Annotated in this window: 18 protein-coding genes; 11 read left to right on the forward strand and 7 right to left on the reverse strand. The window is 58.6% G+C overall.

The features are described from left to right. Position 1: 1 nt before the first annotated feature. A complete protein-coding gene (locus BN77_RS26305) occupies positions 2-910 on the reverse strand; it encodes a helix-turn-helix domain-containing protein (protein ID WP_040678494.1) in 909 nt (302 codons plus the stop codon). 86 nt (positions 911-996) lie between these two features. Here BN77_RS26305 and BN77_RS26310 point away from each other — a divergent pair, with 86 nt between their 5' ends. The 6 genes from BN77_RS26310 to BN77_RS26335 all read left to right on the forward strand — a co-directional run bounded on the left by BN77_RS26310 (position 997) and on the right by BN77_RS26335 (position 7,698). Then, positions 997-2,274: an ABC transporter substrate-binding protein gene (locus tag BN77_RS26310; protein ID WP_007537894.1), complete on the forward strand. Its 1,278-nt coding sequence runs from the start codon at positions 997-999 to the stop codon at positions 2,272-2,274. Positions 2,275-2,350: 76 nt separating this feature from the next. Then, positions 2,351-3,211 (forward strand): carbohydrate ABC transporter permease, encoded by an 861-nt coding sequence (locus BN77_RS26315; RefSeq protein ID WP_007537896.1) that lies wholly within the window; start codon positions 2,351-2,353, stop codon positions 3,209-3,211. Beyond that, complete coding sequence (locus BN77_RS26320; protein WP_007537898.1) at positions 3,208-4,044, forward strand: carbohydrate ABC transporter permease; 837 nt, start codon at positions 3,208-3,210, stop codon at positions 4,042-4,044. Before BN77_RS26315 ends, BN77_RS26320 begins: the two co-directional genes overlap by 4 nt. Positions 4,045-4,058: 14 nt before the next feature. After that, positions 4,059-5,144 carry an ABC transporter ATP-binding protein gene (locus BN77_RS26325; RefSeq protein WP_007537900.1) on the forward strand — a complete coding sequence of 362 codons (1,086 nt, stop codon included), beginning with the start codon at positions 4,059-4,061 and terminating at the stop codon, positions 5,142-5,144. A 47-nt stretch (positions 5,145-5,191) separates the two neighbouring features. Next, a complete protein-coding gene (locus BN77_RS26330) occupies positions 5,192-7,195 on the forward strand; it encodes an aldo/keto reductase (RefSeq protein ID WP_007537903.1) in 2,004 nt (667 codons plus the stop codon). A 164-nt stretch (positions 7,196-7,359) separates the two neighbouring features. Then, positions 7,360-7,698, forward strand: a complete 339-nt coding sequence (locus BN77_RS26335) for a DUF2147 domain-containing protein (protein ID WP_007537905.1) — start codon at positions 7,360-7,362, stop codon at positions 7,696-7,698. Between the two features lie 33 nt (positions 7,699-7,731). On the opposite strand, the gene BN77_RS26340 is transcribed toward BN77_RS26335, so the two are convergent. The 5 genes from BN77_RS26340 to BN77_RS26360 all read right to left on the reverse strand — a co-directional run bounded on the left by BN77_RS26340 (position 7,732) and on the right by BN77_RS26360 (position 11,944). Next, positions 7,732-8,043: a hypothetical protein gene (locus BN77_RS26340; protein WP_007537908.1), complete on the reverse strand. Its 312-nt coding sequence runs from the start codon at positions 8,041-8,043 to the stop codon at positions 7,732-7,734. Between the two features lie 994 nt (positions 8,044-9,037). Then, a complete protein-coding gene (locus BN77_RS26345; RefSeq protein WP_007537914.1) occupies positions 9,038-9,229 on the reverse strand; it encodes a helix-turn-helix domain-containing protein in 192 nt (63 codons plus the stop codon). Positions 9,230-9,311: 82 nt separating this feature from the next. After that, on the reverse strand, positions 9,312-10,517 hold the full coding sequence (gene pcaF / locus BN77_RS26350) for a 3-oxoadipyl-CoA thiolase (RefSeq protein ID WP_007537915.1): 1,206 nt from the start codon (positions 10,515-10,517) through the stop codon (positions 9,312-9,314). 9 nt (positions 10,518-10,526) lie between these two features. Continuing rightward, positions 10,527-11,216, reverse strand: a complete 690-nt coding sequence (locus BN77_RS26355) for a CoA transferase subunit B (protein ID WP_007537918.1) — start codon at positions 11,214-11,216, stop codon at positions 10,527-10,529. Further along, entirely contained in the window at positions 11,213-11,944 is a 732-nt protein-coding gene (locus BN77_RS26360; RefSeq protein ID WP_040678496.1) for a 3-oxoacid CoA-transferase subunit A, read from the reverse strand. Before BN77_RS26360 ends, BN77_RS26355 begins: the two co-directional genes overlap by 4 nt. 128 nt (positions 11,945-12,072) lie before the next feature. Between BN77_RS26360 and BN77_RS26365 the strand changes: the two genes are divergently transcribed. The 4 genes from BN77_RS26365 (at position 12,073) to BN77_RS26380 (ending at position 16,072) form a co-directional block, all read left to right on the forward strand. Further along, the gene (locus BN77_RS26365) at positions 12,073-12,834 is read left to right on the forward strand and encodes an IclR family transcriptional regulator domain-containing protein (RefSeq protein ID WP_007537921.1); all 762 of its coding nucleotides are present in this window, start codon (positions 12,073-12,075) and stop codon (positions 12,832-12,834) included. A 429-nt stretch (positions 12,835-13,263) separates the two neighbouring features. After that, on the forward strand, positions 13,264-14,274 hold the full coding sequence (locus BN77_RS26370; protein WP_007537923.1) for a Gfo/Idh/MocA family protein: 1,011 nt from the start codon (positions 13,264-13,266) through the stop codon (positions 14,272-14,274). 10 nt (positions 14,275-14,284) lie between these two features. Continuing rightward, positions 14,285-15,373, forward strand: coding sequence for a Gfo/Idh/MocA family protein (locus tag BN77_RS26375; protein ID WP_007537925.1), 1,089 nt, complete (start codon positions 14,285-14,287; stop codon positions 15,371-15,373). Positions 15,374-15,544: 171 nt separating this feature from the next. Continuing rightward, a complete protein-coding gene (locus BN77_RS26380; RefSeq protein ID WP_007537927.1) occupies positions 15,545-16,072 on the forward strand; it encodes a carboxymuconolactone decarboxylase family protein in 528 nt (175 codons plus the stop codon). Positions 16,073-16,142: 70 nt separating this feature from the next. Here the strand turns inward: BN77_RS26380 and BN77_RS26385 are convergent, their stop codons facing one another. Then, on the reverse strand, positions 16,143-17,519 hold the full coding sequence (locus BN77_RS26385; RefSeq protein WP_425280259.1) for an FAD/NAD(P)-binding protein: 1,377 nt from the start codon (positions 17,517-17,519) through the stop codon (positions 16,143-16,145). 333 nt (positions 17,520-17,852) lie between these two features. On the opposite strand from BN77_RS26385, the gene BN77_RS26390 reads away from it, so the two are divergent. Then, complete coding sequence (locus BN77_RS26390; RefSeq protein WP_007537931.1) at positions 17,853-18,683, forward strand: MetQ/NlpA family ABC transporter substrate-binding protein; 831 nt, start codon at positions 17,853-17,855, stop codon at positions 18,681-18,683. The last annotated feature ends 57 nt before the right edge of the window (positions 18,684-18,740 follow it).

Here is an 18,740-nt window from a genome sequence, read left to right on the forward strand (position 1 = left end):
CTTAGGGCGCGTACTGCGCGACCATGCGGACATCACGGCGGAAATCGGAAGGCGACATCCCGGCGACATGGCGGAAGGACTTGTTAAAGGCGCTGATCGAGCCGAAACCGCTGTCCATCGCGACCTGCAAGACATTTGCCTCCTCGTTCATAAGCATCGCCTGCGCGCGCGAAAGCCGCAGCAGATTGACATATTTGTTGAGCGTCATCCCGGTCGTCTTCTTGAATAGGTTCATCGCATATTTCGGATGAAGATCAGCGGCCCGAGCGATATCGACCGAATCAATTTCCTGCAGAAAGTTGGCCGCAATGAAGTCGCACATGCGCGCCACGCTGCGTGACGATTGCGGATAGCACTGCTCGATGTCATCAGCGTCGGTCGGCCCAACTGTCGGAAGCATCGAATAGGGTTCGAGTGCGATTCGCTCGATCCGCAACAGCATCTCGTCGACAGCATGCTGCGCCTTTGCAGGATCACCGGACTTTGCGTAGCGCACCCAGCGCGGAAAGTTCTCAAGGTCGGCAGCGTCGGTTGCCGAGGTGAACAGGATCTCGCCCTTCATCAGACGGCTGGAGATCGTGATCGGCAGGCGCATCCGAAAAAAGTACACAAGCGGAAGGTGCCCGCCGGAATAGATCGAGTCCTCGGAACAATCGTCCATCTGGTGCGGCTGCCCGCCCCAGAACAGGCACATGTCACCTGCATTCATTGAGATCCTCTCGCCGTTGATGCGGTAGTGCACGCTGCCCTGCATGATGTAGTTGACTTCAACCTGGACATGCCAATGCGGCATCAGCATCACAGGTGGATGGTTGTGAAACATCTGAAGGGCCGTCGGCAATCCTTCGATACTGCTCGCACCCGGCTGGTAAACAGCCCGCTTTACGATCTTACTTTCCGCCAAATCCATGTTCCCTTTTTAGGAGACAGCGGCTCCCTTCCGGATAGTCTAGCCGCGTTCGCTAAGGGACGGCAATTGAAAAGGGAGGATTTTCAATGCGCTTCAAACTCATCGGTGCGACCGCTGCAGTCGCACTGCTTGCATCCGGTTCTGCATTTGCACAGCAGTCGGGCAATCTGACGATCTGGAGCTGGAACATCGCCGCATCGGCGCTGAAGTCCACGCTCGAGGGTTTCAACAAACAGCACCCGGACATCAAGGTTACGGTCGAGGACCTCGGCAACCAGCAGGTCTTCGACAAGATGCTTGCCGCCTGCGCGGCCGGCGGAGAAGGATTACCCGACATCGTCAGCGTCGAGAATTTCGAGGCGGAAATCTTCTGGAGCCGCTTTCCCGACTGCTTCGCCAACCTGAAAGAACTCGGCTACACGCCAGAAATTCAGGCAAAGTTCCCGGATTTCAAGCGCACCGAGCTTGAGGTCGGCGACGTCGCCTACGCCATGCCCTGGGATTCGGGCCCGGTCGCTGTCTTCTATCGCCGTGATTTTTATGAAAAGGCAGGCGTTGATCCGTCGACCATCAAGACCTGGGACGACTTCATCGCGGCTGGCAAGAAGATCTCGGCGGCCAATCCGGGCGTTGTCATGGCGCAAGCCGACTTCAACGGCGACAGCGAATGGTTCCGCATGATTTCCAACGAGCAGGGCTGCGGTTACTTCTCGACCGATGGCCAGATGATCACCATCAATCAGCCGGCCTGTGTTGCGACACTCGAAAAGGTCAAGCAGATGAAGGATGCCGGCACCCTGACGGCAGCCATCTGGGACGAGAAGATCCAGGCCAATACCGCAGGCAAGGTGGCAAGCCAGATGTATGGCGGCTGGTACGAAGGTACGATCCGCTCTGGATCCCCCGATCTTGCCGGGAAGTGGGGCGTCTACATGATGCCGAGCTTGACGAAAGACGGGCCGCATGCGGCAAATCTCGGCGGTTCATCGCTCGCAATCGCTGCCAACTCTCAGAACAAGGAAGCAGCTTGGACCTACATCAACTATGCACTTGGCACCAATGAGGGGCAGGTGACGATGCTGAAGTCCTTTGGCCTCGTACCGTCGCTGTTGACCGCCGTCCAGGACCCCTTCGTCAACCAGCCGCAGCCCTACTGGCATGACCAGAAGGTGTGGGCCGATATTCTTTCGACCCTACCGAAGATCGTCCCAAGCCGTGGCACCCCATTCCAGACGGATGCCGACTCGATCTACAAAGCGGCGCAGACCAAATACTTCGCCGGTGGCTATCCCGACGCGAAAGCTGCGCTGGATGACGCTGCAAACCAGATCGCCACGGCGACAGGCCTTCCCATCGCGAAATGAGTAGTTCCGCTGGGCGCTGAATGGCGCCCAGCCTCCATCCTTCGGGATGGCTCGTTTCGACTGTGAGGAGAATAGAATGCCGATCCGGAACCGGAACGCTTACGCTTTTCTTGCGCCTTATCTTTTGGTCTTTGCCACCTTCTGGGTCTGGCCGATCATCAGTTCGTTTCTGATCTCGTTTCAGAACACGCGCGTCAATCCATGGAAGTTCAGTCTCACCGTCAACTGGGGCCGCCTCTTCAGCGACCCAGCCTTCTACAACGCCCTTTACAATACCCTGATCATCCTGGTGATCCAGGTGCCGGTCATGATCGCGATCGCTACGGTGATGGCGGTTCTTCTGAACTCACCTCTCCTAAAGGCGCGACCTCTTTTCCGTTTTGCCTTCTTCGCGCCCGTCGTCGTCGGGGAGGTCGCTTATGCCGCGGTCTTTCGCCTGATGTTCAGTTTCGACTTCGGCATCGTCAATAAGCTGATTACGCTTATCGGACTTACGGCCGTTTCCTGGTTCGATAATGCCCATGCTGCGATGGCGCTTGTTATCATCGCCGTCACCTGGCGCTGGGCGGGCTATAACGCGATCATCATCCTTGCCGGGCTCCAATCCATTCCTGACGATGTCTACGAGGCGGCAACGCTCGATCGGGTCAGCAAATCCCAGCAATTTTTTCATATTACGCTGCCACTGCTGAAGCCGATTATCCTCTTCTGCGTCATTCTGTCAGTTATCGGCACGATGCAGCTCTTTACCGAACCGTTCCTCATCACCAATCGCGGCGGTCCCGGTGGCGGAACCGAAACACTCGGCCTTCTCCTTTATCGCCAGGGCTTCCTGTCGCTGAATTTCGGATACGCCTCCGCCATCGCCTACACCATGGCAGCGCTCGCGGTCGCGATCTCACTGCTCAACCTCTGGATCGGAAGGGAGCCCAAATGAGATCGAAATCTCAATCCCTGCTGCTACGGCAGATCGCCCTTCACGCCGTGCTGACACCACTGGCGATCATCTGGCTGTTTCCGCTGTGGATGATGTTTGTCTTCTCGACAATGTCCGACTTCGGGATATTCAGCCCTCAGATCGTCCTCTGGCCGTCCACGAACTTCATCGAAAACGTCAAGAACCTCCAAGCCGACACCGATTTCATCCGCGCGATATCCATTTCCATCGGTGTTGCCGTAATCTACACGATTTTGTCGGTGCTTTTGACTTCGATGGCCGGTTGGGCACTTGCGCGCTACCGGTTTGTCGGGCGGTCGATTGTGATCGCCATCATCCTAGGCACGATTACGCTGCCCTTCGCCGTAGTGGTCATTCCGCAATTCATCATGGTGGCTCGTCAATTCAAGCTGGCCAACACCTGGATGGCATTGATTGTCCCGCCGCTCTTCAATTCACTCGGCGTGCTGTTCATGCGTCAGGCATTCACCATGATGCCGGGAGAGCTCTTCGACGCCGCGCGCGTCGAGGGCGTCAAGGAATGGCAGATCTTCCTGCGGATCGCACTACCCCTTGCGAGACCAACGATGGCGGCGCTGGCTATCATCCTCTTCCTCCACTCCTGGAACAACTACCTCTGGCCACTGCTGATCAACTCTAAGCCCGGGATGATGACGGCACCGGTGGCGCTCGGCACGCTGATCGGTCTCACCAAGGTATCCTGGGGAGGGATCATGGCTGGAGCAATCATGCTGACGGCGCCGATCCTGGTCGTCTTCGTGTTCCTGCAGCGCCACTTCATCGCCGGCATCGCGGCCGGCGCAGTCAAATAATCGGGGAATGCCTGATGTCCGAACTTTCGTTGAAAAATGTCGTCAAGCGCTTTGGCGCGCTGGAAATCATCCATGGCGCCAATCTTGAGGTCAAGGACGGCGAGTTTGTCGTCTTTGTTGGCCCATCTGGCTGTGGCAAGTCGACCTTGCTTCGCATGATCGCTGGCCTTGAAGATATCTCGGGTGGCGAGATCAATATAGGCGGCAGGGTCGTCAATGACGTGGAGCCAGCCGACCGCGGTATTGCGATGGTCTTCCAATCCTACGCACTTTACCCGCACATGACGGTCGAGGAAAACCTGAGCTTCGGTCTGCGCATGAACGGCAACCCGAAGGCGGATACGGAAAAGCGCGTCAAGCATGCGGCCAACATCCTTCAAATAAACGAGCTGATGCAGCGCAGGCCGAAACAACTTTCGGGCGGCCAGCGTCAACGCGTCGCAATCGGCCGCGCTATCGTGCGCGAGCCTGACGTGTTCCTCTTCGACGAGCCGTTGTCGAACCTCGACGCGGAATTGCGCGTTCAGATGCGCGTCGAGATTTCGCGGCTGCATAAGCAGCTTGGCACGACGATGATCTACGTTACCCACGACCAAACCGAGGCGATGACACTTGCCGACAAGATCGTCGTCCTGCGTGCCGGAAACATCGAGCAGGTAGGCGCGCCCCTCGACCTCTACGATGATCCTGCCAACCAGTTCGTCGCCGGCTTCGTCGGCTCGCCGAAGATGAACTTCCTCAAGGCGGAAATTATTGAAAAGAATGGCACAACCGCGACCGTTGCGCTTGCCGGCGACAAGAATGTCCGCCTGAGCATGCCGGCCACTTGCCCGGTCATGCCCGGCGCGCCGGTGACCCTCGGTATCCGGCCGGAGCATTTTGTCGACGCCGGGCAGGGCGAGGCCGATCTCACCGTCACCATCGACGTCGCTGAGCACCTTGGCAACACGAGCTACATCTATGCAACAACGGCAGGCGGCGAGCCGCTCATTATCGAGCGCCCGGAGTCGCGCGCTGCCGGTAATCACGACACGCTGACCGTCGGTCTGAGTGTCAACCGCGTCTTTCTGTTCGACAACGACGGCAAGCGCCTACGCTAACCGCACCTTCATCCCAACACCTATGCAATGAAGAGGAACAATTCCCTATGAGCACAGTCCAACCGATCCGTTGGGGCATTATCGGCCCTGGCACGATCGCCCGCACCTTTGCGGACGGTATCGCGCATTCGCGCACCGGAAAGCTCGTCGCCATTGCCACGCGCAACCCCGAAAAGCCGGGCCTTGGCGAAAACTTCCCCGGCGCGCGCATCGTCAACGGATATGATGCGCTGCTGACGGACAAAGAGGTCGACGCGATCTATATCGCAACCCCGCACACCGGCCATGCCGAATGGGCGATCAAGGCTATCCGCGCGGGCAAGCACGTTCTTGTCGAAAAGCCCATTGCCCTTTCCGCTTTCGACGCCGATGCGATCTATTATGAAGCGAAGAAGGCCGGCGTCTTTGCCGGCGAGGCCTTCATGTATCGGGTTCACCCGCAGACGGCCAAGATCGTCGAACTCGTCAAAACGGGTGTCATTGGCAGCGTGCGCATCATCCGCTCGAGCTTCGGCTTCAACATGGGCTCGTTCAAACCCGAGCACCGGCTCTTTGCCAACGAGACGGCCGGCGGCGGTATCCTCGACGTCGGCGGCTATCCGGTCTCAATGGCGCGGTTGATCGCCGGGGCTGTAGAGGGCAAACCGTTCCTTGAGCCAGAGAAGGTCTGTGGCGTCGGTCATCTCGGTCAATCCGGTGTCGATGAATGGTCTTCCGCCGTCCTGAAGTTTCCGAACGGCATCATCGCCGAAGTGTCGTGCTCGATCATGGCGCAGCAGGACAATACGCTTCGCATCATCGGTTCGGAAGGACGCATCGAGGTCAAGGACTTCTGGTTCGCCTCAGGCCACAAGGGCGGGGTTGGCCGGATCGAGGTCTTCAAAGGGAATGAGCAGCAGACGATCGAGGTCAAGGAAGATCGCTGGCTCTATTCCTTCGAGGTCGATGCGGCCGGCGATGCAATCCGCGCTGGAGAGAAGGAATTCCGCTCACCGGGAATGAACTGGGCCGATTCGGTTGGCAACCTGCGCGTCCTCGATCAGTGGCGTACCTCAATCGGGCTCGAATATGTCGTGGAAAAGGCTGATAAGCGAACCACGAACCTCGCAGGCGGTGCCGTGCAGCGCGGCAACACCATTCCGCAGCGCCTGATCCCCGGCATTTCAAAGCCCGCCTCGGTTGTCACACTCGGTTTTGAATTCTTCCCAAGCTTTGCGGCCGCGTCTTTGACCCTCGACGCGTTCTACGAAGCGGGCGGCAATGTCTTCGACACAGCCTTCGTCTATGGCGGCGGCAGGACTGAGAGCATCTTTGGCGACTGGCACACCAGCCGCAAGCCGGCTCGTGAGGAGATCGTACTGATCGGCAAGGGTGTTCACTCACCGCTTTGCTACCCCGATGTCATTGCCAAGCAGCTCGATCAGTCACTGAACCGTATGAAGACCGATTACGTCGACATATACTTCATGCATCGCGACAACACCGATGTTCCGGTCGGTGAGTTCGTCGACGCCATGGACGCGGAGGTTAAGCGTGGTCGCATCCGCGGCATCTTCGGCGGCTCGAACTGGACGCGGGAACGCATGGATGAAGCCGCAACCTATGCTGCCAAGAACGGCAAGACGGCACCGGCTGCCCTTTCCAATAACTTTTCGCTTGCCGAAATGCTCGATCCGATCTGGGCAGGCTGCGTGGCGGCTTCCGATGACGCCTGGAAGAAGTGGCTGAACGCCAAGCAGATTCCGAATTTTGCGTGGTCGAGCCAGGGACGCGGCTTCTTTACAGACCGTGCCGGACGCGACAAGCGTGACGACGAGGAAATCGTCCGTTGCTGGTATTCGGATCGCAATTTCGAACGTCGGGACCGGGCAATCGAGCTGGCAAACAAGCTCGGTCGCAGCCCAATCCATATAGCGCTCGCCTACGTGATCGCACAACCGTTCCCGGTTATCCCGCTGATCGGGCCGCGCACCATCGCAGAGCTTGAAGACAGCCTCTCGGCGCTCGATATCAAGCTGACCCCAGAACAGGTGAAGTGGCTGGAAGCGTGAAGCCATAGCGCGGATGACCCGGGGCTGCGTGGGCCGGTCCCGGGCGCAAGCCGAGTGCGAGCAAGCACTGACCACTGGAGCAGGACGCCTTCGGAGCGTATAGTGGAACGCTTTAGGCCGGACCAGCGGCCATACCCTGATTGTCAATGAGGGGAGCGAAAGCGATGAAACGGCTGGTATCAACCACGGCGTCTATGACGCTCGTGGCCTTCAGTGTTTTGGCTCAAGACCCTGTCGTCGGCACCTGGAAAACACAAGTTGGCACCACCGCGGCCATCGATGAATGCGCGCAGGGCTACTGCATTACAATGAAGACGGGCAATAGTGCGGGCAAGCGCATTGGCTCCTTCCAGGGCCGCAACGGGAACTTCACCGGAACCATCGTAGAGCCGGAGAGCAAGAAGACTTTCACGGGCGTGCTCACCCTCAGTGGCGACACGGTGCATATGCGCGGTTGCACCATGAAGGTGATCTGCGTTTCGCTGATCTGGACACGGTTGTAGCGCCTAAGCGGAATTAGCTCCCTGTTTTGCGCTCTAGTTCCTGCTCTTCAGCTCGTCGATAACCTGCCGATATTCTTCGGCGATGGAGATTGCCGCTTTTGCGACCACCGGATTGACCGATTTACGATCAATGGCGTGAGAGCAGGTTTCAAACACGCCACGCAGCTCCGTTTCAATCCAGGAGAGCTCCGGGTAGTGCTCTACCAATACCTGCGGAAGCAATTTTGCCTTTGCCTTCATTGACTTGGAGCAAACGAGGACGCTGGAATTTGCAGCTGTGACGTCGAGAATGGCCGCTTCGAGCTGTCCAGTGGCGTTGACGATGTCAGTGACCAAAGCCGTCATTTTTCCCTCCTAAGGAAAGAGCCCTGGGAAGTACCATGCATTCTTCGTGCCAAACCGGTCACTAGCAGGTGTTGCGACGGCCAAAGCTGGGCTGGCACCAAAAAGATTGCCATTTGCAGAACTCGATGACGAAGTATTGATGGCGCACGCTATTTTCCCTTTCCGCCAGGGGACTAGTTTCTATCGGAATTCGTGGGCAGGCAGTGTAGAGAGAATAAAATGAAACCGCTTCGAAAGATGATGCGCCTCGGGATCATTGTTGCAGTCGCCAGCGCCGCAGCGGCGTGTTCGACAAGCTCGGATGCTCCCCAAACAACGGGGTCGGTTGGTTATGGCGCTCATCACGCCGACTTTGCGTTGCGGCCAGCGTGCGCTGGTGGATTCGGCAACGATCGTCCCTGTAGTTACTAATATGTTCGAGTGCGGTTCTAAGCTAAGTACCTTAGCCCCGGAGAACCTCGATTATTTGGTATCGCCGCACTTCATCGTCCTCGACGCTCACACCGGTCTGGACCAAGGGCGTTAAAATCTGATCACTTTGCCCATCGAGCCGACCCAAACTGCCGTCTCCGATCAGCGAAGGCGTCGGGTGAAGTGCAGCTTTTCATGATCTCAAGGAGGTGTCCGTGATCCGAACCATACGAGCGAGAGAGCGGCCATCCTTCGTATTCGCGTGAAGAGGGAGCTCAAGAGGCTACTCACGCCCTACGCCACCAACTTCGAGCAACGCACCAAGTTTTCTGAAGAACTGGTGGCATGCCTACCACTGAACTCATCAGGCATGCGACCTCTTTCCTAGCCTCAAGAGCCAGCGCGAAAGCTTCATCGTGTTCTTTCGGACAGCAGGTTCGGCGATCCACGTTGACAAAATCCAAACGAAGACCTGAACACGGCCATCTATCTGGGAGAGCGGTTGCTAACCCTTTTGAGCAAGACTCAGGCGGAAGGCCAAACCGGGTAGGTAGAAGGCCATCGCGCCCGTCCAGAACTGATCTCAGTCTAAGCCTAATACGTTTTCGATCCGCGCGACGTGGCGCTTCTGCACGGATCCCTTCGGTTCCTCGGCCGCCGTTATTTCAGCCACCGTCAGTCCGGTCGCGACCGCGAGGTCCTCGAGGGTGTAGCCTTTTGTGATGCGCACTTCCCGGCGACGCGCCGCAGCGCTGTGATCATCAGAATTGCTCATAGGTCCCTCATTCTTGTCTGGTGAAGGGTAGCTTAATTCTGATGCGCAGGCAGCGGTCGGTCCGTCGCCTGCGCATCCCGACTTACACTCGTTCGAGCGCGATCGAGATTCCTTGGCCGACGCCGATGCACATCGTTGCGAGCGCGTATCTCCCGCCGCCCAGCGACAGCTCAAGCGCGGCCGTACCAGCGATACGCGCGCCCGACATGCCGAGGGGGTGACCGAGAGCGATAGCACCACCGTTCCGGTTCACATGCTCCGCGTCGTCGGAAATACCGAGATCGCGGAGCACGGCGATGCCCTGGGAGGCGAATGCTTCATTGAGCTCGACCACGTCGAATTGCGAGGGCGCAAGTCCCAGACGAGCGCAGAGCTTCTTCGTGGCCGGAGCAGGCCCGAACCCCATGATCCGCGGTTCGACGCCGGCTGTCGCTCCCCCGAGGATGCGTGAGATCGGCGTGAGACCGTATTTCTTGGCGGCTTCCTCCGAGGCGATGATGAGGGCGGCCGCGCCATCGTTCACGCCCGACGCGTTACCCGCTGTGACGGTCGCGCCTTCGCGCTTGTTCACCGTGTTCAGCTTTGCTAGGGCCTCTATGCTGGTGGCCCGTGGGTGCTCGTCCCTCGAAACCACGACCGGATCGCCCTTGCGCTGCTTGATCGTCACTGAGACGATCTCTTTTTCAAGCCTGCCATTCGCCTGGGCGGCGGCCGCCTTCGCTTGCGAACGTACGGCAAACGCGTCCTGATCTTCGCGGGATACGTTGAAGTCGATCGCGACATTGTCGCCGGTCTCGGGCATCGAGTCGACGCCATACTGCTGTTTCATGAGAGGATTGACGAATCGCCAGCCGATCGTCGTGTCGTAGATTTCCGCGCTGCGGGAAAAGGCCGACTCCGCCTTGGGCATGATAAAGGGAGCTCGGCTCATGCTTTCTACGCCGCCGGCGATCAGGATATCCGCTTCGCCCGACTTGATGGCGCGAGCGGCGGTTATCACGGCGTCCATGCCCGAGCCGCAAAGCCGGTTGATGGTGGTGCCGGTGACGCTCGATGGGAGACCGGACAGCAGCGACGACATCCGCGCGACATTCCGGTTGTCTTCCCCGGCCTGGTTGGCACAGCCATAAATGACGTCGGCGATCGCTTCCCAGTCAACGTTCGGGTTGCGTTCCATGAGCGCCCTCAATGGGACCGCGCCGAGGTCGTCCGCGCGGACGGCGGAAAGCGCGCCGCCATAGCGGCCGATCGGCGTTCGGATGTAGTCGCAGATAAATGCGTCAGCCATTTCATTTCCTCAGAGTTCGGGTACGACGAGGTCCTTGACGGGACCGTCCACGACCAGCGGCGCGCCGGTCATCGCCTGCAGTTCTTCAACCGTCATTCCGGCGAGCTTCTCGCGCAGCACGAAGCGGCCATCCACGATGTCGATGACCGCGTGGCTGGTATAGACGCGCGTTATGCAGCCGACGCCGGTCAGCGGAAAGGTGCACTTCTCGACCAGCTTTGGTTCGCCGTTCTTCGTCACGTGCTCGGTTATCACCGATACCTGCTTTGCACCGTGGACTAGATCCATGGCACCGCCGACTGCCGGCACACCTTTTGTGCCGACCCGCCAGTTGGCGAGATCCCCGTTCTGGGCGACCTGCAGCGCACCGAGGATCGCGACGTCGAGATGGCCGCCGCGCACCATGGCGAAACTATCGGCGTGATGGAAGAAGGCTGCACCCGGCTTCAATGTCACGGCCTTCTTGCCGGCGTTGATGAGATCCCAGTCTTCCTCACCCTCCTTTGGTGCCTCACCGAAATTCAGGATGCCGTTCTCGGTATGGAAGATTGCCTGCCGGCCAGGCGGCTGGTAACGGGCCACCATTTCGGGAAAGCCAATACCTAGGTTCACATAGGCGCCGTCGACGATGTCCTGCGCCGCCCGCCAGGCGATTTGCGCGTTGGAAAGCTTGATTTCTTCTCGTGTGTTCACGGTCATGCCTTAACTCCCTCATATGCCCGAGCATAAACTGCGCCTGCCCGGATGAGTTCTTCTTCCTGCTGCGGGTTTGACACCTGAACCACGCGGTCGACGAAGATGCCGGGCGTCACAACCTCCTCCGGATCAATCTCGCCGGCCTGCACGATCTTGGAGACCTGCACGATCGTTTGGGCTGCCGCCATGCACATCAGTGGGTTAAAGTTGCGGGCCGCCTTGTTGTAAGTGAGGTTGCCGTAGGTATCGCCGATTTGCGCTTTGACGATCGCGAAGTCCGCCTTGAGCCACCGCTCCTGCACGTACTTGCGTCCGTCGAACTCGGCGATTGGCTTTCCCTCGGCCAACTCCGTTCCAAAGCTCGTCGGGGTGAAGAAGGCAGGGATGCCGGCGCCGCCGGCGCGGATGCGTTCTGCCAGCGTTCCCTGTGGCACAAGTTCCAGCTCGATCTCGCCTGCCAGGTATCTATCTGTAAATGCGCGCGGATCCGAAGAGCGTGGGAAGGAGCAGATCATCTTCTTCACCATGCCCGCGTCGATCATAGCGGCGATGCCGATGCGACCGTTGCCGGCATTGTTGTTGATGACCGTGAGGTTCTTCGGGCCGCTGTCGATCAACGCGTGGATCAGCTCGATCGGTGCCCCCGATCCGCCAAAGCCGCCGATCATGACGGTTGAACCGTCACGGATCTCCGCGACCGCCTCCTTTAAACTTGCGGCAGTTTTGTCCATCGCGTTTTGCCTCCCACCAAGGATCAGGTGTCTGTTGGTCATCTTGTAAATCAAGATACCCATGGACGGCAATCATTATGTGCGGTATATGATATTTGTACGATTATCGCACAACAAAGGGCCGCCATATGGAAATCAAGGAACGCGACCTTATGGGTGGGCTCGCAAAGGGACTAAAAGTCATCGAGGCATTTAGTCTCGAGAAACCGCGCCTATCCATTTCAGATGCCTCGGCGGTGACGGGCCTTGACAGAGCAACAGCGAGGCGCTGCCTGCTCACCCTGTCTGCGGCCGGTTATGCAGCTTACGACGGCAAGTTCTTCAGCTTGACGCCGCGCGTGTTGCGTCTCGGAACCGGATGCCTTGCGACAATGCCGCTGCCCCGGATCGTCCAACCCTTTCTGGACCAGTTATCGGAGAGCATTGATCAGAGCTCTTCGGTCTCGATACTCGACGAGACTGAGATCGTTTATGTGGCTCGAGCGGCGCAACGCCGCGTGATGTCCATTTCCCTGATGCCGGGCTCCCGTTTGCCAGCCTACTGCACATCGATGGGGCGCGTACTGCTGGCCGCGCTACCTGATAATGAAACGCGCCGGCTGCTCGAAGCTTCACCGCGGACACAGCGAACTGAAAGGACAATCACCGACATTTCGGCGCTCATGGCGGAGATCGTGGCGACGCGGGAGCGCGGCTATGCTTCGATCGACCAGGAGGTCGAGTTAGGATTGAGATCCGTAGCGGTCCCTTTGCTAAACTCGCGCGGGCGCACTGTCGCAGCTTTGAACGTCGGGCTCGCGGCAACTGCCGAGGGAATGGAGACCGTGATCAGTCGATACATTCCGTCACTCTTGTCGGCCCGAGAGGAACTGAAAGGTATGCTTCCGTGAAGTGCGTTTGGACGTTCTAATATTGGGTGCGCAGTCTTACGATTAGCTACGACAGGCGGAAGTCTCGCTCGCCAAAAAAAACACAGCGCGTGGCCAGTCGAGGCACACCCGGTTGCGCGCCAATGTGCGTGCCGGGGATCGATGGCGCCCTCAATCAAGATGAGGCCGGCTTTGCTAGCGCGCCACTAGGCTGACCATAGATAGACGGCCATTCGAGGCCAGACTGCCTGAGGTTGCCCTTGCATAAATAACTATTTAGATACACGATTGTTATCGTTTAATTTCAGCAGCTTAATAGATTCTCACCAGGCTTTCGTCAATTTTCCAGCCTTGACAGCGTGTGGGTTTCGCTATCTGTTTCGGCCTGAGGGGATCGCCTGGGACTCAAACGCCGAGCGTCAGGAATTTCCCCAGGAGGTCATTGCAGTTATGTTGAGATTTGCCGTCATCGGGATCGATCATGGGCACACGTTCGATCACGTAAAAGGGCTGCTAGCTGCGGGTGCGGAGTTCGTCGGATATTGCCCGCAAACCTCGGTGCCGGCGCTTTTGGAAACTTTCAAAACGACCTATCCGGATGCGCCGCAGATCGACCGCGACACGATCTTCGCCGATCCATCGATAGACGTCATCTGCATCGCAGCGATCCCCCGCGACCGGGCGGGACTGGCCGTCCGCGCCATGAAGGCTGGTAAGGACGTTATGACCGACAAGCCGGGTGTAACGACATTCGCCCAACTCGAAGAGGTCAAACGCACAGTTGCCGAAACTGGCCGCATCTTTTCGATCTGCTTTTCGGAGCGACATTGCGTCCGGTCCGCCGTCAGGGCTGGCAAGCTTGTCGAGGAAGGCGCGATCGGAACGGTGATCCAGACGCTCGGCATGGGACCGCACAGACTGCAGCTGCCGACACGGCCTTACTGGTTCTTCGACCCGGAGCAGTTCGGCGGCATCATCGTCGATATCGCCTCGCACCAGATCGACCAGTTCCTCTTCTATACCGGATCAACCCGTGGCGAGGTCGTGGCGAGTTCGGTCGGCAATTTCGGCATGCCTGATAAGCCGGCCTTCCAGGACTTCGGCGAGGTTCTCCTGCGCTCGGAGAAGGCGTCGGGCTATGTGCGTGTCGACTGGTTTACGCCGGAAGCCCTGCCGACCTGGGGCGATGGCCGTCTCACCATCCTTGGCACCGAGGGCTATATCGAGTTGCGCAAATACATCGATATTGCCGGACGCTCCGGCAAGGACCACCTGTTCCTCGTCAACGGCAAGGAGATGACGCACATCGATTGCAGCAGCGAGAAGCTCGACTATTTCGAAGCCTTCGCTGCCGACGTCCGCGACCGTACCGAGACGGCGATGCCCCAGGCACATGTCTACGAGGTCTGCCGCCTTTCGCTCGAAGCACAATCGAAGGCCGCGCGCCTGGGTCATCGCTGAGGAATTCGCCATGTCCAAGAAGTTTCGCGTCGGTATCATCGGGGCAGGGATCGCCCAGCGCCACCTCACAGGCTTTGCGTGGAACAAGGAGCTGTTTGACGTTACCGTCCTCTGTTCGCTCGATGAGGACCGCGGCCAAGCGCTCTGTGAGGAGTTCGGCATTCCCGAATATACCCAGGATGCCGAGACCATGATCGCTCGCTCCGATCTCGACATCATCGATATCTGTACCCCGCCAAGCTCGCATTTCGAGCTGTGCCGCAAAGCGATCGAGGCCGGAAAGCATGTCATCTGCGAGAAGCCGCTGTTTGGCTCAATCGCAGAAATTGACGAGATGGCCCGCATTATCGCTCGGGCCGAAGGTCCGCAACTGATGCCAATATTTCAGTATCGCTACGGCTCGGGACTTCAGAAACTCAAGATGCTGATCGATCTCGGCCTGACCGGCACGCCGTTCCTGACCACGATCGAAACCCATTGGTGGCGCGGCCCGGACTACTATTCTGTTCCGTGGCGGGGAAAATGGGTGACCGAGCTGGGTGGCGGCCTGCTTGGCCATGCAATTCACGCGCACGACATGCTGAACTATGTGCATGGAGCATGTGCCGAGATTTTTTCCTATGGGGCGACGCTGGTCAATCCGATCCAAGTCGAGGACACGGCGGCACTGTCGGTAAAGATGAAGAACGGTTCGCTGGCAACACTGTCGATGACGCTTGGCTCCCGCAAGGAGATCTCTCGTCTGCGCTTCTGCTTCTCCGATCTCGTCGTCGAGAGCATTCTCGAGCCCTACACGATGGGTCGTGATCCCTGGAGCTTCATTGCGGGGACGCAAGAGCACCAAAAGCGCGTAGATCAGGCGCTTGCCAGCTATGTCGTCAAGGAAGACGGCTATACCAGACAATTCGAACTCTTCCATCGTGCACTGACCACCGGGGGAGAGCCGCCCGTGACATTGGAGGATGCCCGCAACTCGCTGGAGCTCGTTACCGCGGCCTATCATTCGCAGCGCACCGGCAAGCCGACGCCGCTGCCGATCCTTTCCGATCATCCGCTTTATCATTCCTGGTTGCCCGAAGAAGCCGCGAGACCGATGTAGTAGTCGAGGTCGTTCGTGGTGATATAGATCGTGGTCGGATGGACGCGCTATGGAAGCGCGGGACCCGGTTTAAGATCAGGGCGAACCGGCCGAGGACGAGCCAAGATCAGAGCCGCCGGCCAATCATCCATCGGACCCAGATAGTTTTGCCCACATCGAACGAGCATTGCCATGAGCCACATCCCGCAGATTGACTACGCCACATCTAACGAAGCTATTCGGGCAGCACATGACGAGGAGGTGAGGATACGCGGGCGCATGACAAACATGAAGCGCACGTTGTTGCATTCGCCGGTCGCCCACCGCATCTATGCCGAATGGTTTACGCTGCGCTCCGAGCTCTCGGCAATCGCGGATCGACCAATCTGGATTTTCTCGCATTCGATTTCGAAGGCAGCGAACTCGACGATCGCCCTCACCTTCTTTCGTCGCGCCCTAATCAATGCAGGCTTCAACCCAGACGCGTTGCTGCTCTCCGAGGAAGAAGCGTTGCTCGCTGCATTCGGCAAGGCGATTGTTGTTAATTCCAACGCGATCCCGCCCGAGATCTGGACGCAATTAAAAGCCCGCTACGAAACCAAGACCCTGGTTGATCTCGTGGCATTTGCTGGCATCATGCTCGCGACAGCCGTCTTCAACAACGTAGTACAGGTCGACTTCGATCCTGAACTCGAGGCCTTCGCCGAAGGCGCAAATTGATCGGCATCCCGCCGCACCAATTCGGACCCCACAATAGTGGTCGCAGGCGTACCGAGCTGGAGAGTGCGCACTAGCCGTGATCGCAGGAGGCCCGTACCTTTGCCGCCAATTCGGTTGCCACAAAGACGGCATGCTCGGTGATCTGCGGTAGCCCCATCAACTCTCCGAACGTTCCACGCGCCAACGGGCCGGAAATGAGCAACGTGGGGTCCGGCCTGCCATCGGCGCCGATTGCCTCCGAGAACTCGGTGCAGGCAATACCAAGTCCCGTTGGATCAAGCCGCAGGTACGAATGATCGCGAAGACTACCAAGCCAACTCTGGCTATCAAGAACACCGCCATGCGCCGGACCTGTCGATACGACCACCGCATCATAGTGGCGCCGAATCGGTGGGGCGTGCCGCCGTCTCAACTCTACATGGATTAAGTCGTTCTCTCGCTCCACCTGACCGACGGATGCCGCAAGCACTTCCATCCTGGATTCCGCGATTGCGCGGTCGAGCACGTCCTCGACCTGCGGGGCGATACGGAACCGATGGACGTCCCAAAAGGGTCTAATGTGACGAACGATCCGGCAGCGCTCGGCAATTGGAAGATTCCGCCAGATCGAATGACCGTGGCTGCGCACCTGATCGATGACACAATGCCACGTCAACCCCGCCGCATTGGCTCGCGCTATGGTCTGCCGGATGGTCCGTACGAGTGCGGTGGCACTCTCGGCTGGGGCCGCCTCGAACTCCCCGAAGGGATCCTGTGGGTAAGGCGCATGTCCCCTGGATCTCAACCCACGGCGCGAAATCGATGTAATCGGTCCGCGATGACCAGTGCGAGCGAGCGAAGCGACAATGTCGGCCGCCGTCAGGCCGTTGCCGACAATCAGCAACCGGTCATCCCGACGGATGACGTCGAGGGCTCCGGCAACGGTCGAATCGGCCACAAACCGGGGATGTCCTTCGAGGGCTTGCAGAGCACCGGGCGCCGAGGGCGAGGGATGGCTCGTGGCGATCACCAGGAAATCGGCAACTGTCTGCCCGCCCTGACTGTCGGAGATCTCCCACAATAGACCGTGACGGCGCACATCAGTAACGACCGCCCGACGGTGCTGCACGGCGCCATTTAGAACCAGGGGAGTGAGGGCTGAGGCGACATAGGCGCCGAAGACGTGACGTCGGGGAAAGAGGTTGCCATCAGGCCGGTGTGCTTCCGGATCGTCGGCGACAGCACCATCGCGTTCGATCCATTCGAGAAAATCCCCGGGCTGGTCCGGCAACAGGCTCATGCGGGCGGCGGGGACATTGATGCGATGCGCCGGATCGGTGGTATCGTAGGCAAGCCCCCGGCCGAGTTCGCGCCGCGGCTCGAAGACAATGATTGCCGGCGGTCGGTCAGTCATGAAGTGCGCCAGGTGGTAGGCAACGCCAGCTCCCGAAACACCTCCACCGATTATCGCGACAACGGGGGGGCGCTTCCAGTTGACGAGATTATGTTGCGATTTCGCGCTGTCCTGCTTCAATGCACGCGGTCCAGATCACCTTGGTTGCAAGAGCACGTTTGTTCTTCGCGCTCGGATGGCTTAACTTACGGTCAGGCCAGGAACCCGGCAACAGCAATATTCTACAAAATCAGTAGAATTTTTATCCCGCTATTTCGCCTAGCCGCCGAAGAGTTTTTCCGTGCTGCAGCGCAATAGAGATCGGCTTGCTTGGTTTGCCATCAGCAGTTTTGAAATTATCTGGCCGTTCGAGGCTCGCCTCACCAATTCAAGACGGGAAACACCACAATGAACAAGAAGACGTCCAAATCAAGCCTGACACGTCGTGCAAGCCTTGCCGCGATCGCCTCAACGGTTGCCCTGATTGCCTTTGTAGCCCCGGCAGCTTCGTTTGCCGAAGACAAGTCGATCAAGGTCGGCATCATGAGCGGCGAGGATGAAGACGTTTGGCGCGTCGTGACCGCGGAAGCAGCCAAGAAGGGCCTGACGATAGAAACGGTCGTCTTCAACGACTACACGCAACCGAACGAAGCTCTGGAGCGCGGCGAAATCGACGCCAACGCCTTCCAGCACAAGCCTTATCTCGACAATCAGGTCGCGCAGCATGGCTATCATATCGTGCCGGTCGGATACACGGGTGTCTGGCCGATCGGCCTTTATTCCAAGAAGCACAAGGCTGTCGCCGAGATCTCCGATGGTGCGAGCATCGGTGTGCCGAATGACCCATCCAACGAGGGGCGGGCACTGCGCGTGCTGCAGAACGAAGGCATTATCAAGCTCAAGGACGGAACCGGCATCCTCGCAACCGTCACCGACATTACCGAGAACCCGAAGAACGTTGAGATCAAGGAGCTTGATGCCGGCGTCGTCGGTCGCGCCATCGACGATCTCGATGCTGCAGTCGTTAACACGGACTGGGCTTTGAAGGCTGGCCTGTCTGCGTCTGACCGCATCGCGCAGGAGCCGATCGCCGACAATCCGTATCGCAACTTCATCGCAGTCAAGCAGGGCAGCGAGAACGAGGCCTGGGTGAAGACACTGGTGTCATCCTATCAGAACGATGCCGTTAAGGCGGAGTTCGACAAGGTGTATAAGGGAACCGGCCTCAGCGCCTACTGATTTACATTCGCGCCGAGGGGTTAGGCGCGTTGAACAAGGCGGCCCGGGCGTTCCTTG

It is taken from the genome of Rhizobium mesoamericanum STM3625 (genome assembly GCF_000312665.1).
Taxonomy (GTDB): domain Bacteria; phylum Pseudomonadota; class Alphaproteobacteria; order Rhizobiales; family Rhizobiaceae; genus Rhizobium; species Rhizobium mesoamericanum.

What these genes read in the sequence shown, in the direction of transcription:
- BN77_RS26305 (WP_040678494.1), bottom strand. Translation starts at nt 910, where the DNA reads ATGGATTTGGCGGAAAGTAAGATCGTAAAGCGGGCTGTTTACCAGCCG.
- BN77_RS26310 (WP_007537894.1), top strand. Translation starts at nt 997, where the DNA reads ATGCGCTTCAAACTCATCGGTGCGACCGCTGCAGTCGCACTGCTTGCA.
- BN77_RS26315 (WP_007537896.1), top strand. Translation starts at nt 2,351, where the DNA reads ATGCCGATCCGGAACCGGAACGCTTACGCTTTTCTTGCGCCTTATCTT.
- BN77_RS26320 (WP_007537898.1), top strand. Translation starts at nt 3,208, where the DNA reads ATGAGATCGAAATCTCAATCCCTGCTGCTACGGCAGATCGCCCTTCAC.
- BN77_RS26325 (WP_007537900.1), top strand. Translation starts at nt 4,059, where the DNA reads ATGTCCGAACTTTCGTTGAAAAATGTCGTCAAGCGCTTTGGCGCGCTG.
- BN77_RS26330 (WP_007537903.1), top strand. Translation starts at nt 5,192, where the DNA reads ATGAGCACAGTCCAACCGATCCGTTGGGGCATTATCGGCCCTGGCACG.
- BN77_RS26335 (WP_007537905.1), top strand. Translation starts at nt 7,360, where the DNA reads ATGAAACGGCTGGTATCAACCACGGCGTCTATGACGCTCGTGGCCTTC.
- BN77_RS26340 (WP_007537908.1), bottom strand. Translation starts at nt 8,043, where the DNA reads ATGACGGCTTTGGTCACTGACATCGTCAACGCCACTGGACAGCTCGAA.
- BN77_RS26345 (WP_007537914.1), bottom strand. Translation starts at nt 9,229, where the DNA reads ATGAGCAATTCTGATGATCACAGCGCTGCGGCGCGTCGCCGGGAAGTG.
- pcaF (WP_007537915.1), bottom strand. Translation starts at nt 10,517, where the DNA reads ATGGCTGACGCATTTATCTGCGACTACATCCGAACGCCGATCGGCCGC.
- BN77_RS26355 (WP_007537918.1), bottom strand. Translation starts at nt 11,216, where the DNA reads ATGACCGTGAACACACGAGAAGAAATCAAGCTTTCCAACGCGCAAATC.
- BN77_RS26360 (WP_040678496.1), bottom strand. Translation starts at nt 11,944, where the DNA reads ATGGACAAAACTGCCGCAAGTTTAAAGGAGGCGGTCGCGGAGATCCGT.
- BN77_RS26365 (WP_007537921.1), top strand. Translation starts at nt 12,073, where the DNA reads ATGGAAATCAAGGAACGCGACCTTATGGGTGGGCTCGCAAAGGGACTA.
- BN77_RS26370 (WP_007537923.1), top strand. Translation starts at nt 13,264, where the DNA reads ATGTTGAGATTTGCCGTCATCGGGATCGATCATGGGCACACGTTCGAT.
- BN77_RS26375 (WP_007537925.1), top strand. Translation starts at nt 14,285, where the DNA reads ATGTCCAAGAAGTTTCGCGTCGGTATCATCGGGGCAGGGATCGCCCAG.
- BN77_RS26380 (WP_007537927.1), top strand. Translation starts at nt 15,545, where the DNA reads ATGAGCCACATCCCGCAGATTGACTACGCCACATCTAACGAAGCTATT.
- BN77_RS26390 (WP_007537931.1), top strand. Translation starts at nt 17,853, where the DNA reads ATGAACAAGAAGACGTCCAAATCAAGCCTGACACGTCGTGCAAGCCTT.